Annotated in this window: 13 protein-coding genes; all 13 read left to right on the top strand. The window is 39.0% G+C overall.

Features of this window, described 5'->3' with window-relative positions; translation table 11 throughout:
- Positions 1–60 precede the first annotated feature (60 nt).
- The gene (locus NSQ44_RS13900; RefSeq protein WP_340857331.1) at positions 61–1293 is read left to right on the top strand and encodes an NAD(P)-dependent malic enzyme; all 1233 of its coding nucleotides are present in this window, start codon (positions 61–63) and stop codon (positions 1291–1293) included.
- 192 nt (positions 1294–1485) lie between these two features.
- Positions 1486–2349 (top strand): acetyl-CoA carboxylase, carboxyltransferase subunit beta, encoded by an 864-nt coding sequence (gene accD / locus NSQ44_RS13895; RefSeq protein ID WP_063387395.1) that lies wholly within the window; start codon positions 1486–1488, stop codon positions 2347–2349.
- Complete coding sequence (gene accA / locus NSQ44_RS13890) at positions 2343–3317, top strand: acetyl-CoA carboxylase carboxyl transferase subunit alpha (RefSeq protein WP_063387396.1); 975 nt, start codon at positions 2343–2345, stop codon at positions 3315–3317. Before accD ends, accA begins: the two co-directional genes overlap by 7 nt.
- 179 nt (positions 3318–3496) lie before the next feature.
- Positions 3497–4456 (top strand): 6-phosphofructokinase, encoded by a 960-nt coding sequence (gene pfkA / locus NSQ44_RS13885; protein WP_063387397.1) that lies wholly within the window; start codon positions 3497–3499, stop codon positions 4454–4456.
- A gap of 49 nt (positions 4457–4505) precedes the next feature.
- Positions 4506–6266: a pyruvate kinase gene (pyk, locus tag NSQ44_RS13880; protein ID WP_340857330.1), complete on the top strand. Its 1761-nt coding sequence runs from the start codon at positions 4506–4508 to the stop codon at positions 6264–6266.
- Positions 6267–6402: 136 nt separating this feature from the next.
- Positions 6403–6792: an FxsA family protein gene (locus tag NSQ44_RS13875; protein WP_340788129.1), complete on the top strand. Its 390-nt coding sequence runs from the start codon at positions 6403–6405 to the stop codon at positions 6790–6792.
- Between the two features lie 302 nt (positions 6793–7094).
- Positions 7095–8213 (top strand): citrate synthase, encoded by a 1119-nt coding sequence (citZ, locus tag NSQ44_RS13870; RefSeq protein WP_340857329.1) that lies wholly within the window; start codon positions 7095–7097, stop codon positions 8211–8213.
- 96 nt (positions 8214–8309) lie between these two features.
- The gene (gene icd / locus NSQ44_RS13865; protein ID WP_066247811.1) at positions 8310–9581 is read left to right on the top strand and encodes an NADP-dependent isocitrate dehydrogenase; all 1272 of its coding nucleotides are present in this window, start codon (positions 8310–8312) and stop codon (positions 9579–9581) included.
- 95 nt (positions 9582–9676) lie between these two features.
- Complete coding sequence (mdh, locus tag NSQ44_RS13860; RefSeq protein WP_094246539.1) at positions 9677–10615, top strand: malate dehydrogenase; 939 nt, start codon at positions 9677–9679, stop codon at positions 10613–10615.
- A gap of 243 nt (positions 10616–10858) precedes the next feature.
- Positions 10859–11581 (top strand): response regulator transcription factor, encoded by a 723-nt coding sequence (locus NSQ44_RS13855; RefSeq protein WP_063387489.1) that lies wholly within the window; start codon positions 10859–10861, stop codon positions 11579–11581.
- On the top strand, positions 11574–13334 hold the full coding sequence (gene pnpS, locus NSQ44_RS13850; protein WP_340857328.1) for a two-component system histidine kinase PnpS: 1761 nt from the start codon (positions 11574–11576) through the stop codon (positions 13332–13334). Before NSQ44_RS13855 ends, pnpS begins: the two co-directional genes overlap by 8 nt.
- A gap of 204 nt (positions 13335–13538) precedes the next feature.
- On the top strand, positions 13539–14549 hold the full coding sequence (hflK, locus tag NSQ44_RS13845) for an FtsH protease activity modulator HflK (RefSeq protein ID WP_340857327.1): 1011 nt from the start codon (positions 13539–13541) through the stop codon (positions 14547–14549).
- Positions 14536–15450, top strand: a complete 915-nt coding sequence (gene hflC, locus NSQ44_RS13840; RefSeq protein WP_063387405.1) for a protease modulator HflC — start codon at positions 14536–14538, stop codon at positions 15448–15450. Before hflK ends, hflC begins: the two co-directional genes overlap by 14 nt.
- The last annotated feature ends 73 nt before the right edge of the window (positions 15451–15523 follow it).

Here is a 15523-nt window from a genome sequence, read left to right as displayed (position 1 = left end):
TATCTAAAAAGTGATCTTTCCATTTTGACGATTATCCATATTGTTAAGGAGTGATAAAGGTTGTCATTAAGAGAAGAAGCATTACATATTCATAGTGTTCAGAAGGGAAAACTTGAAACAAAATCAAAAATTCCGGTACGAAATGCAAAAGATTTAAGTTTAGCATACTCTCCTGGAGTGGCTGAGCCGTGCAAGGCAATTTATGATGATAAAAGCAAAGTGTATGAGTATACGATGAAGGGGAATATGGTGGCGGTTGTCTCTGATGGAACAGCCGTTTTAGGGCTTGGAAACATCGGACCGGAGGCAGCTCTCCCTGTCATGGAAGGAAAAGCTGTTTTATTTAAAAGCTTTGCAGGTGTCGATGCGTTTCCGATTTGTATAGATACGACAGATGTGGAAAAAATTATTGAGACAGTAAAGCTTCTTGAGCCGACTTTTGGCGGCATAAACTTGGAAGATATTGCCGCACCAAATTGCTTCGAAATTGAAGAGCGTTTAAAAAAGGAAACGAACATTCCGATTTTCCATGACGATCAACACGGAACCGCCATTGTAACTGTCGCTGGTTTATTAAATGCGTTGAAGCTGGTCGGCAAAGAGATGTCAAATATTAAAGTTGTCGCAAACGGAGCAGGAGCGGCTGGAATAGCTATTATAAAATTATTATATCGCTATGGTGTTCGTGACATTATTTTGTGCGATTCAAAAGGAGCCATTTTCGATGGACGTCCTTACGGAATGAACAGCATAAAAGCTGAAGTGGCTAAATATACAAATCATAATCGCTTAGAGGGCTCTTTGGACGATGTAATCGAAGGAGCGGATGTTTTTATCGGTGTGTCAGTCGCAGGAGCCCTAACAAAAGAAATGGTAAAATTAATGGCGGATAATCCGATCATTTTCGCTATGGCCAATCCTGATCCGGAAATTATGCCTGACGATGCGAAAGAAGCTGGAGCAAAAGTCATTGGAACAGGACGTTCAGATTTCCCTAACCAGGTGAATAACGTTTTAGCATTTCCGGGGATTTTCCGTGGAGCATTGGATGTAAGAGCAACACATATAAATGAACAGATGAAAATGGCTGCTGCTGAAGCGATTGCTTCTCTTATTAAGGAAGATGAGCTTCGTCCTGATTATGTTATTCCGGAGCCGTTTGATCCAAGGGTTGCACCATGTGTTGCTGCAGCTGTTGCGAAAACGGCAATGGAAACAGGTGTTGCACGCATAAAAGTAGATCCGGAAGAAGTTGCGGAAAAAACAAGAAAGCTTGCTATTATTGGAAAATAAAAGCGGCTACAAATGGCGAAAGAATGAGAAACCTCTCTTCTCTGCTGTTGGGAGAAAGAAAAATATGATATATTTATAATATTTGAATACCTCTCAAAAGATATAGGAAGAAGATCCGGAAGATTTAAGATTGATTGAAGGTGTCATCCCTTGCAATGAAGACATTATTCAGCCAAAAAGGGAGGTTCTATTTTGATAAAAAACATTTTTTCAAAAAAGAAAAAATATGCATCGATCCCTTTCGGACATGCAAAATATGATGTTCCTGAAGGTATTATGACAAAATGTCCAAAATGTAAAAAGATTATGTACTCAAAAGAAATTGAAAAAAATTTAAAAGTGTGCAACAACTGCGGCTACCATTTTCAAATGGGAGCGAGAGAAAGAATTGCCAGCCTTTTAGATCATGGCAGCTTTTTAGAATATGACAGCGATATGCGTTCTGGAAACCCTCTTAATTTTGAAGGGTATTTAGAAAAGCTAGAAAAAGACAAAGAGAAAACGAAGTTAAATGAAGCTGTCGTGACAGGCGAAGGAACAATCGGCGGATTTCCAGTAGTGATTGCCGTTATGGATGCGAGTTTTCGCATGGGGAGCATGGGTTCGGTAGTTGGAGAAAAAATTACAAGGGCAATTGAAAAAGCGAAGAAAAAAAACATCCCCTTTATTATTTTCACAGCTTCAGGCGGTGCTCGTATGCAAGAAGGCGTCCTCAGTTTAATGCAGATGGCGAAAACTAGCGCTGCTTTAAAATTATTCAGCGATGAAGGCGGACTCATTATTTCGGTTATGACCCATCCGACTACAGGGGGAGTATCGGCTAGCTTCGCTTCTTTAGGTGACTACAATTTTGCCGAGCCTGGTGCATTAATCGGTTTTGCAGGGCGCAGAATCATAGAACAAACGATCAGAGAAGAGCTTCCGGAAGATTTCCAAACTGCTGAATTTCTGCTGAAGCATGGGCAGCTTGATTCTGTATTGCACCGCCACCAACTGCGGGATACGTTAATCAACCTCTTGGATATACACCAAGCAAAGGGGGATGTAGATTGGTAGGAGAACTGGAATTTGAAAAGCCGATTATAGAATTAAAGAAAAAAATTCATGAATTAAAGGAATTTACAAAAACAGCGGATGTAGATTTGTCGGCTGAAATTGAAAAGCTGGAAACAAGACTAAAAAATTTAGAAAAGGAAATATATGATCACCTCTCCCCGTGGAATCGCGTCCAAATCGCACGCCATCCGAATCGCCCTACAACGCTTGATTATATTGAGCTGTTATTTGAAAATTTTTTCGAATGCCACGGAGACAGATATTTTGGTGATGACGAAGCGATTGTAGGAGGCGTTGCAAAATTTCATGGGATCCCTGTAACGGTAATCGGGCAGCAAAGAGGAAAAGATACGAAAGACAATATCCGAAGAAATTTTGGTATGCCGCATCCTGAAGGTTACCGTAAAGCATTGCGCCTTATGAAACAGGCGAACAAGTTTAACCGCCCTATTATTACATTTATCGATACAAAAGGAGCTTATCCAGGAAAAGCTGCAGAAGAGCGGGGACAAAGTGAAGCAATTGCCAGAAATTTGTTTGAAATGGCCGGTTTTTCTGTTCCAATTATATGTATTGTCATTGGAGAAGGGGGAAGCGGCGGCGCATTAGCATTAGGAGTAGGAAATCATATATATATGTTGGAAAATTCTACTTATTCAGTTATTTCTCCCGAAGGGGCTGCCGCCCTATTATGGAAGGATGCCGGCTTAGCTAAAAAAGCGGCAGAAACAATGAAGATCACTGCCCAAGATTTAAAAGAGCTTGGTGTTATTGATGATATCATTCCGGAAGTAAAAGGCGGGGCACATAGGGATGTCCAATTGCAAGCTAAACACATTGAACAGGCTTTAAAACGTTCATTAAAAGAATTGACCAATATGAGCGGAGAAGAGCTGATCAGGCATCGGTACGAAAAATTTAAAAGTATTGGGGCCGTTATTGACGAACAAGTGACAAATACTCAGTAACGTGCACTCCTTGATGGAGCCGCACGTTATTTTTTTATTTTTATCTTTCGCATCGCTTCTTTTTGTGTATAATAATAAAGAATTTAACTATTCTAAGCTTACTATGCTCAACGATTATCAGATAATATGATCATTATTTTATGTAAGCTTTGTTTGAGCAGTCCAAGAGAGGTGAAATTATGAAAAAAATCGGCGTTTTAACGAGCGGCGGCGATTCTCCTGGTATGAACGCTGCAATTCGTGCCGTTGTCCGCAAAGGAATTTTTCATGGATTAGAAGTTTATGGAATTTATAATGGTTACTCAGGTCTTATTTCGGGAAAAATTCAAAAGCTTGAACTTGGTTCAGTAGGTGACATCATTCATCGCGGTGGAACGATGCTCTATACGGCACGGTGTGAAGAATTTAAAACAATCGAAGGACAAAAAAAAGGAATTGAACAATTGAAGAAATTCGGGATTGAAGGACTTGTCGTTATTGGCGGAAACGGCTCCTACATGGGCGCCAAAAAGTTGACTGAACATGGATATCCATGCGTTGGGGTGCCGGGCACCATCGACAATGACATACCTGGAACTGACTATACGATCGGTTTTGATACAGCACTTAATACGGTGATACAAGCAATTGATAAAATTCGTGATACAGCTACCTCCCATGAGCGTACATACGTAATAGAAGTAATGGGTCGGGATGCCGGTGACATCGCTTTATGGTCCGGGCTTGCCGGAGGTGCGGAAACCATTTTAATTCCGGAAGCAGATTTCAAAATAGAGGAAATCATCGATCGATTAAAACGAGGCCATGAAAGAGGGAAAAAACATAGTATTATTATTGTCGCTGAAGGCGTGGGAAGCGGCGTCGAAATAGGCCAAAAGATCAAAGAGATGACAAACTTTGAAACGCGTGTTTCTGTATTAGGCCACATTCAACGCGGCGGATCGCCTACCGCATTTGATAGAGTATTGGCAAGCAGACTAGGCGCTTATGCGGTGGAACTGCTTCTTAATGGTAAAGGCGGACGATGTGTAGGCATCCAAAATAATCAGCTTGTGGATCATGACATTTTAGAAATTTTGGATCAGCCTCATACGGTTGATAAGTCAATGTACAAGCTTTCAAAAGAACTTTCTATATAAAGTATGAACATGGGATCGTTTTCATAATGTTTAGGAGGTATGCCAATTTATGCGAAAAACGAAAATTGTTTGTACAATAGGTCCTGCAAGCGAGAGCATCGAAATGTTGGAAAAACTAATTAAGGCCGGCATGAATGTGGCACGGCTCAATTTTTCGCATGGAGATCATGAGGAGCATAAAGCGAGAATTCAAAACATTCGGGAGGCAGCGGAGCGCTTGGGCAAAAGTGTTGCAATATTATTGGACACAAAAGGCCCTGAGATTCGAACGCATACAATGGAAAACGGGGAGATACAATTAGAAGCAGGATCCCGCCTTCTTATTTCAATGGAAGAGGTTGTCGGCACGAAAGAAAAAATTTCGGTTACATATAAAGGATTAATCAATGATGTTTCCGTTGGTTCTAAAATATTGCTTGATGACGGATTAATTGGTTTAGAAGTTACAAAGATTGATAAAGAAAAACAGGAAATTGAAACGAAGGTATTAAACAGCGGAATTTTGAAAAATAAAAAAGGAGTCAATGTTCCTGGAGTTAGTGTCAATCTTCCTGGAATTACGGAGAAAGATGCAAAAGATATTTTGTTTGGCATTGAGCAGGGAGTCGATTTTATCGCTGCATCATTTGTTCGCCGCGCTTCCGACGTATTGGAAATTCGTCAACTGTTGGAGGAGCACCAAGCTGGCGATATTCAAATTATCCCGAAAATAGAAAATCAAGAAGGCGTTGACAATATTGATCAAATTTTGGAAGTTTCCGACGGGCTAATGGTTGCTCGAGGAGATTTAGGAGTGGAAATTCCCGCTGAAGATGTTCCGCTTGTCCAAAAGGAACTGATTCGCAAATGCAATCAATTAGGAAAACCTGTTATCACTGCTACTCAAATGCTTGATTCGATGCAGCGAAACCCAAGACCTACCCGTGCGGAAGCCAGCGATGTAGCAAACGCTATTTTTGATGGAACCGATGCAATTATGCTTTCAGGCGAGACAGCTGCCGGTTTATATCCGGTAGAAGCAGTGGAGACGATGCATAAAATTGCTTCCCGCGTTGAACAAGCTTTAGATTATCGCCAAGCCTTAACGAAACATACGAAAGTTGCTGATTCAACGATCACAAATGCAATTGGACAATCAGTAGCTTATACGGCGATTAATTTGGACGTTTCGGCCATTATCACGCCAACAGTCAGCGGCTATACGGCCAAAATGATTTCGAAATATCGGCCAAAAGCGCCGATTATTGCAGTAACATCCAGCAGTAAAGTATGCCGTAAGCTTGCCCTTGTATGGGGTGTGCATCCAACAATAGGACAAATTGCTACAACAACAGATGAAATGCTTGACATAGCTGTGCGTGAATCTATAAACACTGGAATTATTACACATGGAGATCGAGTGATTATTACAGCCGGAGTACCTGTAGGAGAAACAGGTTCCACAAATCTGATGAAAGTCCATGTTGTTGGCGATGTTTTAGGAAAAGGTCAAGGGATTGGACGAGCATCGGCGTTTGGAAAGGTTATCGTTGCAAAGAATAGTAAAGAAGCTGTTGAGAAAATGGTGAAAGGTTCAATTCTCGTTACGAATGGGACCGACAAAGACATGATGGAAGCGATTGAAAAAGCAGCTGCACTTGTTACGGAAGAAGGCGGCTTAACGTGCCATGCGGCCGTAGTCGGTTTGAGCCTTGGCATTCCAGTCATTGTCGGGGTAGAAAATGCAACAGAAATTTTGAAGGATGGTATGGAAGTCACTGTGGATGCAATCCAAGGGATGATTTATAAAGGACATGCGAGCGTTCTATAATTTTGATTGAAAGGAGAAGGATTTCAGTTCCTTCTCTTTTTTTGTATAGTAAAGATTAAGAAACGAGTATTTTACATCTCTCTTTTGTATAGTAAAGAGTAGGGAATGGGTATTTTATATATGGAGGAGATAGCATATGCGAGCATTATTGATTTTTTTTATTGTTGCACCGGCTTGTGAAATAGGGGTTTTGCTTTTATCTGGAAAGACGATCGGGGTGCTTCCGACTGTGCTATTGATTATCTTAACAGGCTTTGTTGGGGCTTATTTGGCGAAAAAACAAGGAATTCAGGCTGTGCGAAATCTTCAAAAGGAAATTCAATATGGGCGCATTCCAAGCAATGCCATTTTGGATGCAATGGCTATTTTAGTCGGAGGAATCATGCTATTGACGCCGGGATTTATTTCGGATATCGTCGGTTTGTTTCTTTTATTTCCAATCACAAGAAATTGGGTAAAGCCTTTTCTTATTCAATTCATAAAAAAATGGATTGATAAACATACGATCCATATTATTCGGCCATAATTCAATAAAAGATTTATTATGCTGAAATAAGTAATTCTTATTCAATTCTATAAGATTTTTTTATTAAAAAAAAGAATTCCGTAAAAAATATCTTATTTATCTGATTCACAAAAGTCTGATAATTGTTTATAATAGAGGTGTATTTTTTAATTCATATGTTTGGTGATCATTTCACTGATAAAAAATATTTCACAAAAGAAATGAAAGCATTTTCTTTTTGTGAAAAAATGAAAGTTTTATGAATTTCGTTTATTTCTATTTGAATTGCAGTTGAAAATTTTTATGTAAAGGGGAGATAGGCCATGACAGCAACGCGTGGACTAGAGGGCGTGGTAGCCACAACTTCATCAATAAGTTCTATTATTGATGATACATTGACATATGTTGGTTACAATATTGACGATTTAGCTCAAAACGCAAGCTTTGAAGAAGTTGTTTACCTGCTTTGGCATCGAAAGCTTCCGAATAAGGAGCAATTAGAGGAATTAAGAAAGCAGCTTGCTGAGAATGCGTCGATACCGAATGAAATATTAGAACATTTTAAAACTTATCCGAATGATAAAGTACATCCGATGGCAGCTTTGAGAACAGCTGTATCTTTGCTTGGATTGTATGACGAAGAAGCGGACAACATGTCTGATGAGGCAAATTATCGAAAAGCAATTCGATTGCAGGCGAAAATTTCTACAATTGTCGCTGCTTTTGCCCGCATCCGCAAAGGATTGGAGCCTGTTCAACCGAGAACAGATTTAGGCTTTGCCGCTAATTTCTTATATATGTTAAAAGGTGAAGAACCTGATCAAACTTCCATTGAAGCCTTCAACAAAGCGCTCGTCCTTCATGCAGACCATGAATTGAATGCTTCGACATTTACTGCAAGAGTATGTGTGGCAACGCTTTCGGACATTTATTCCGGAATTACTGCGGCAATTGGAGCATTGAAAGGACCGTTGCATGGCGGTGCGAACGAACGCGTTATGCGAATGTTAACAGAAATTGGTGAACCTGAAAATGTAGAATCTTACATTCGCGAAAAATTAGCAAACAAAGAAAAAATTATGGGATTTGGTCATCGAGTTTATCGCAAAGGGGATCCTCGTGCCAAACATTTAAAAGAAATGTCCCGCAGACTAACAGAAATCACCGGTGAAACGAAATGGTATGAAATGTCAACTAAAATTGAGGAAATCGTAACATCTGAAAAATCTTTACCGCCGAATGTTGATTTTTATTCAGCGTCTGTATACCATTGCTTAGGTATTGATCATGATTTATTTACGCCGATTTTTGCAATAAGCCGCACATCTGGATGGTTAGCCCATATTTTAGAGCAATATGAAAACAATCGATTGATTCGTCCTCGTGCGGAATATACAGGACCAGAAAAACAAGTATTTATCCCTATCGAAAAGCGCAGCTAACAGGTAAAATAGAAAAGGGATTCCTTTTTCTTCCCTGTTAAGCATGGCCATGCTTTTATACACAAATAGAGAATACATATTTAGGAGGTAATGATTGTGGCAGAAGGTCAAAAAATTACAATGACAAATGGTACTTTAAACGTTCCAAATGATCCTATAATTCCGTTTATTGAAGGAGACGGCACTGGTCCTGATATTTGGAGAGCTGCGTCAAAAGTGCTGGAAGCAGCTGTAGAAAAAGCATACAATGGCGAAAAGAAAATCGTTTGGAAAGAAGTGCTTGCTGGTGAAAAAGCTTTTAAAGAGACTGGGGAATGGCTTCCTCAAGAAACGCTTGATGTGATACGCGAGTATATGATTGCGATCAAAGGTCCGTTAACAACTCCTGTAGGTGGAGGAATCCGTTCTTTAAACGTTGCTCTTCGCCAAGAGCTGGATTTATTTGTGTGCTTAAGACCTGTCCGTTATTTCAATGGAGTTCCTTCCCCTGTAAAACGTCCTCAAGATACAGACATGGTAATTTTCCGTGAAAATACCGAAGACATCTATGCCGGCATAGAGTATGCAAAAGGGACAGAAGAAGTAAAAAAAGTCATTGAATTTTTACAAAAAGAGCTGGGAGTAAACAAAATCCGTTTCCCTGAAACGTCCGGAATCGGCATTAAGCCTATTTCTGAAGAAGGAACGAAACGGCTTGTCCGGGCGGCCATTAACTATGCAATTGAACACGGAAGAAAATCTGTCACCCTTGTTCATAAAGGGAACATTATGAAATTTACAGAAGGCGCGTTTAAAAATTGGGGATATGAATTGGCTGAGCAAGAGTTTGGCGATAAAGTATTCACATGGGCTGAGTATGACCGCATTGTTGAAAAAGAAGGAAAAGAAGCGGCTAACAAAGCGCAAGAAGAAGCAGAAAAAGCTGGAAAAATTATTATTAAAGATGCAATTGCAGATATTTTCCTACAGCAAATTCTTACTCGTCCGCGCGAGTTTGATGTAGTAGCAACGATGAATTTAAATGGAGACTACATTTCGGATGCTTTGGCTGCACAAGTAGGCGGAATCGGTATTGCTCCAGGAGCAAACATTAACTACGAGACAGGGCATGCGATTTTTGAAGCAACACACGGTACAGCACCAAAATACGCCGGACTTGATAAAGTGAATCCATCTTCCGTAATTCTTTCTGGAGTGCTTATGCTTGAACATTTAGGATGGAAAGAAGCAGCTGATTTAATCATTCAAGCAATGGAAAAAACGATCGCTTCAAAAGTTGTCACCTATGACTTTGCACGTCTCATGGACGGAGCTACGGAAGTAAAATGCTCTGAATTCGGCAATGAATTGATTAAAAACATGGGTTAAACAAAGAACTGAGAGCTGCTTCTTTACGAAGTAGCTCTCCATTTAGATTCATTTTTGAAAAATCACTTACATAAAAGAGAGGATGGATGCTTGAAATGGCGATTAAAAGAAAGAAAATTTCTGTCATTGGTGCTGGATTTACTGGTGCGACAACAGCTTTTTTGCTGGCAAAAAAAGAGCTGGGAGATGTTGTGCTCGTTGACATTCCGCAAGCAGAGAATCCGACAAAAGGGAAAGCGTTGGACATGCTTGAATCAAGCCCTGTTCTTGGATTTGATGCGAACATTATCGGAACATCAAACTATGAGGAAACGGCTGATTCCGATATTGTTGTGATCACGGCAGGAATTGCAAGAAAACCTGGAATGAGTCGAGACGATTTAGTGCAGACCAACCAAAAAGTAATGAAAAGCGTCACAAAAGAAGTTGTAAAATATTCCCCAAACTCCATTATCATTGTGCTGACAAATCCGGTTGATGCAATGACTTACACTGTTTATAAAGAATCCGGATTTCCAAAACACCGTGTCATCGGTCAATCTGGAGTTTTAGATACCGCAAGATTCCGCACATTTGTTGCTCAAGAATTGAATTTATCAGTCAAAGACATTACAGGATTTGTGTTAGGCGGCCACGGAGATGACATGGTGCCATTAGTTCGCTATTCATACGCAGGGGGCATTCCGTTAGAAAAATTAATTCCGAAAGAGCGCTTGGATGCGATTGTTGAAAGAACTAGAAAAGGCGGGGGAGAAATTGTTAACCTGCTTGGAAACGGAAGCGCATACTACGCACCAGCCGCATCTCTTGTAGAAATGGTGGAAGCGATTGTTAAAGATCAGCGCCGCGTATTGCCTGCCATTGCATATTTAGAAGGAGAATACGGTTTTGAAGGTATTTATTTAGGCGTTCCAACAATTCTTGGAGGCAATGGCTTAGAGCAAATTATTGAGCTTGAACTGACGGATGAAGAAAAATCAGCTTTGGAAAAATCTGCAGAATCTGTAAGAAATGTTATGAAAGCATTAATATAGTGCATGATAGAAAAAGGAGGACATGTTATGTTCCTCCTTTTTCTTATAAAAGAAAAAAGAAAGTTTGCACAGAAAATTCGTCCGCTTTTTCAATTTCCGCTTCAAAACCGCTCCATCATGTTTCTATCAATTCTTTAAAATCTTCTGAAAGCAGCTTTTCTTGTATTGGTTCTTTCTGCTTCGTGGACTATAATAATAATAAAGAATAATAAGAACAGTAGGAGAAAATTATTGGAGGATTTTATGAGTAAAAAAATATTAGTAGTGGATGATGAACAATCGATTGTCACTCTTCTTCAGTATAATCTTGAACAAGCAGGCTATGAAGTCATTACTGCTCAGGATGGAAGCGAAGGATTTGAAAAAGCAATTACAGATGCGCCGGATTTAATTGTGCTTGATTTAATGCTCCCGAGTATAGATGGTATGGAAATTTGTAAACAGCTTAGACAGCGCAAAGTGATGACGCCCATTTTAATGCTTACGGCAAAAGATGATGAATTTGATAAGGTGCTTGGGCTTGAGTTAGGTGCGGACGATTACATGACAAAACCGTTTAGTCCAAGAGAAATTATCGCTCGGGTAAAAGCAATCCTGCGGCGTGTCAGATCAGAAGATGCTCACATGCATGTAAAAAAAGAAGCGGAAGAAAACAACATTATTATCGGTGATTTAAAAATTATGCCTGAACGATATGAAGCTTATTTTGAACAAGAAAGACTTGACTTTACACCGAAAGAGTTTGAACTGCTTCTTTATCTTGCGAAACATAAAGGCCGAGTTTTGACAAGGGATCAGTTATTAAGCGCTGTTTGGAATTATGATTTTGCCGGTGATACAAGAATTGTGGATGTTCATATCAGCCATCTAAGAGAAAAAATTGAACGGAATACGAAAAAGCCTGAATATATTAAAACGATCAGAGGTCTAGGCTACAAACTGGAGGATCCAAAGCTAAATGAATAAGTTCCGTTCAAAACTGCTTCTTGCGTTTACAGCATTAATTATTACTGTTCTGCTTGGTTTTGGATTTATTTTAGGACAATTATTTCAATCGTTTTACTTCATCAATTATGAGAAGCAATTTAAAAAAGAAGCCGAGTTGATCAAGCTGGTCATTGAGAATGAAAAGATCGGTTCTACCGAAATGAAGCATAAAATGGAGGAAATGAGCGAAAAGTTAAACTCACTCCTTCTTTTTATGGATATGGACGGAAACATCGTTTTTAAAACAGGTCCTAGCTTTCATCAAAGAGACGAAAGGTTATCAGAACTGATCTTGACCAACCACCGAAATGCAAAGGAAGGATTTCGCCTAGATCTCGATCAAGCTGATTTGTTATTTTACGGTATTCCCATCTTTCAACAAGATGAACGAAAGGGATTTTTAGTTTTCGGGACTTCCATCAAATATTTCGAAGCGATGAATAAAGAAATTTGGTTTTTCATTATAGGGAGTCTTATTGCGGCATTAACGATCATTTTAATTTTTGGCACCCGCATTATGAAGCAGTATACGAAACCGATCGAATCGGCGACAGAAGTGGCGATGGAGCTTGCAAAAGGAAATTACAAAGCGAGAACATATGAAAATTCATCAGGCGACGAAACGAGTATGTTGAGCAAATCCATCAACATTTTGGCACGCAACCTTCAAGACATGACAAGAACCCAGGAATTGCACCAGGAAAGGCTGCAAACATTGATTGAAAACATGGGAAGCGGTCTTCTTTTCATTGATGAACGTGGCTATATTAGCCTGATGAATAAAGCCTTTAAAGAAATTTTTCAAATTAATCAAGAGGATTATTTATATAAATCTTACCAAGAAGCGATCGCATATAAAGAAATTATTCAAATGGTCGAAGAAATTTTTTTGACGGAATCAAATATAAGAAAGCATATTATGCTTCCTGTTAACATCGAAAGAAAGCATTTTGAAGTTTACGGTGCTCCGATCATTGGAAAAAGCGAAGTATGGAAAGGCGTCGTTCTTGTTTTTCACGATATTACCGAATTGAAAAAGCTTGAACAAATACGAAAAGATTTTGTAGCAAATGTATCTCATGAATTAAAAACACCGATCACCTCCATCAAAGGGTTTTCTGAAACATTGCTGGATGGCGCCATGAAAGATGAACAAACATTGCATTTTTTTTTATCCATCATTTTAAAAGAAAGCGAACGAATGCAATCTTTAATTCAAGATTTATTAGATTTATCAAAAATCGAGCAGCAGGGCTTTCAGCTGGAGCTTAGAAAATGCAATGTAAACGAGTTTTTAAAAGAAATTCATCATTTGCTAGATAGAAAAGCGAAAGAAAAAAATATTGATTTTATATTGGATGTTCCAGACGAGCCTGTTTTTATTGAAGGCGATCCTCATCGGCTGAAGCAAATTTTTATAAACTTAGCCAGCAACGGAATTATGTATACGCCAGCTGGCGGGAAAGTGACCCTTTCTGTTAAGGCTGGACATGATGAAGTAGCCATTTCTGTTCAAGACACCGGAATTGGAATTAGAGAAGAGGAAATTCCTAGAATTTTTGAGCGTTTTTATAGAGTTGATAAAGCTAGAAGCAGAAACTCAGGTGGAACTGGTTTAGGGCTTGCGATCGTAAAACATTTAGTAGAAGCCCACCAAGCAAATTTGACAGTCAAAAGCACCGTTGGTGTTGGAACGACTTTTACTGTGACTTTTCAAAGATACAATGAATAGTTTAACATAAGATTTACATCCAATTTATGCTAAGTTAACATTTGATTGTTAAAATGGCATTCGAAAACCCCTTCATCCAAGGAGCCCATTTGCAGATGGAAACAATTACGTTTCCGTCTTTTTTTTATGGCTGCGTTTTTTAAATGAAACAAAATCGTACTTTTTTCGTATGAAATAATAAATAGAGAGAGATGGGGGGATATAATGGTAAGCATAAGAAGATTATTAACAATTATTGGATTTATTTTTCTGATCAGCATTCTCGGTCTTGCTGCGATTACTTCCTGGTATACTGTAGACGAGTCGGAACAAGCGGTTATTACTACATTTGGAAAAGTGGAAGAGGGTATAACTGAGCCTGGGCTTCATTTTAAATGGCCATGGCCGATTCAATCGGTAAAAAAACTATCCAAAGAAACATTCAGTTTACAATTTGGATATAAAGAAAAAGATGGAAAAGTTGAGTCTTTTCCAAAGGAAACAAAAATGATTACAGGCGATGAAAACATTGTGTTAGCAGATATGGTCGTTCAATGGAAAATAACGAATCCGGCAAAATATTTGTTCAATGCTGAAAATCCAAAGGAAATTTTGCGGGATGCAACATCTGCTTCGTTAAGAAGCATTATTGGAAGCACAAAAATTGACAATGCTTTAACGAGCGGAAAAGTGGAAATTGAAGCTCAAGTGCAAGAATTATTAAGCTCGTTGATGAAAAAGTATGATATTGGCATTTCAATCATTGCGGTCAAATTGCAGGATGTTGATTTGCCGAACGAAGAAGTTCGAAAGGCGTTTACAAACGTTACGGATGCAAGAGAAATGATGAATACGAAAATAAACGAAGCCAATAAATACAGGAATAAACGAACAAAAGAAGCAGAAGGTGAGCGCGATGCAATCATCTCCAAAGCTGAAGGGGACAGAGCGTCCAGAATTGAACAAGCGAAAGGGGAAGTCGCACTATTTAATTCTTTATACAATGAATACAAAGATTCAAAAGAAATCACAGAAAAACGTCTAATTTTAGAAACGATAGACAGCGTGCTGCCAAATGCGCAAATTTACATTATGAAGGATGATGGAAATACAATGAAGTATTTTCCTGTTCAGCCTATGCAGCAAGTGCTGCCTAATGATCAGCAAAGTCAGCAAAAAGCTGATCAATCGAGCGAGAACACGCAAAAAAGAGGTGAAAACAATGGACAAGAATGAAAAGAAAATTAATTTTGAATGGAAGAAATACATACGCCTAGGGTCTGTTATAGCCGGTTTATTTGCGTGTTTGCTATTTTTATTCAGCAACGTTTTTGTTGTGAAGGAAAATGAATATAAAGTCGTTCGCCAATTTGGCGAAGTTGTAAAAATTATAGAGAAGCCTGGCCTCCATTTAAAAATTCCTTTCATACAAACAGTTGAAAGTCTTCCAAAGCATCAATTAACGTATGATGTGGAGGAAGCGGAAATCAATACAAAGGATAAAAAACGAATATTAATTGACAACTATGCGGTTTGGAGAATCGAAGATCCGAAAGAAATGATCGCCAATGCAAGAACAGTTGTCAATGCAGAGGCAAAAATGTCGGAATTTATCTTTTCCACTGTGAGATCGGAGCTTGGAAAACTGAATTATGATGAAATTATTAATGATGAAAAGTCTTCCCGCGGGAGCCTCAATGACAAAATCACAAATATTGTTAATAACCTGCTTGAACAAAATCATTTCGGCATTAAGGTGGTTGATGTAAGAATTAAACGGACGGATTTGCCGGAAGCAAATGAAAAATCGGTATTTACTAGGATGATATCAGAGCGGGAATCAAAAGCCCAAGAATATTTATCGATGGGGGATGCAGAAAAAAATCGAATTGTTGCTGAAACGGACAGACAAGTAAAAGAAATGCTGGCAAAAGCTGAAGCTCAAGCTGAAACCATCCGCGGTCATGGAGAGGCGGAGGCGGCGAAGCTCTATAACCAGGCTTATTCAAAAGATCCTAAATTTTATGAATTATATAGAACACTTCAATCCTACAAGAAAACAATCGACGGTGAAACAGTCATCGTTCTCCCGTTCGATTCTCCATACGCCAAAATCTTAATGGGAGAAACAGAATAAAATCGATAAGCCATGTTTTTTCTTCTGCTGAAAGTAATGGTAGAATAGAAGGAAGGCATGGCTTTTTTAGTTG

It is taken from the genome of Aeribacillus sp. FSL M8-0254 (assembly GCF_038008845.1).
Classification (GTDB): Bacteria; Bacillota; Bacilli; order Bacillales; family Aeribacillaceae; genus Aeribacillus; species Aeribacillus composti.
The sequence above is the reverse complement of the archived record's forward strand: the minus strand, read 5'-3'. Positions and strand labels throughout refer to the sequence as shown.

What these genes read in the sequence shown, in the direction of transcription:
- pfkA (WP_063387397.1), top strand. Translation starts at nt 3,497, where the DNA reads ATGAAAAAAATCGGCGTTTTAACGAGCGGCGGCGATTCTCCTGGTATG.
- pyk (WP_340857330.1), top strand. Translation starts at nt 4,506, where the DNA reads ATGCGAAAAACGAAAATTGTTTGTACAATAGGTCCTGCAAGCGAGAGC.
- NSQ44_RS13875 (WP_340788129.1), top strand. Translation starts at nt 6,403, where the DNA reads ATGCGAGCATTATTGATTTTTTTTATTGTTGCACCGGCTTGTGAAATA.
- citZ (WP_340857329.1), top strand. Translation starts at nt 7,095, where the DNA reads ATGACAGCAACGCGTGGACTAGAGGGCGTGGTAGCCACAACTTCATCA.
- mdh (WP_094246539.1), top strand. Translation starts at nt 9,677, where the DNA reads ATGGCGATTAAAAGAAAGAAAATTTCTGTCATTGGTGCTGGATTTACT.
- NSQ44_RS13855 (WP_063387489.1), top strand. Translation starts at nt 10,859, where the DNA reads ATGAGTAAAAAAATATTAGTAGTGGATGATGAACAATCGATTGTCACT.
- pnpS (WP_340857328.1), top strand. Translation starts at nt 11,574, where the DNA reads ATGAATAAGTTCCGTTCAAAACTGCTTCTTGCGTTTACAGCATTAATT.
- hflK (WP_340857327.1), top strand. Translation starts at nt 13,539, where the DNA reads ATGGTAAGCATAAGAAGATTATTAACAATTATTGGATTTATTTTTCTG.
- hflC (WP_063387405.1), top strand. Translation starts at nt 14,536, where the DNA reads ATGGACAAGAATGAAAAGAAAATTAATTTTGAATGGAAGAAATACATA.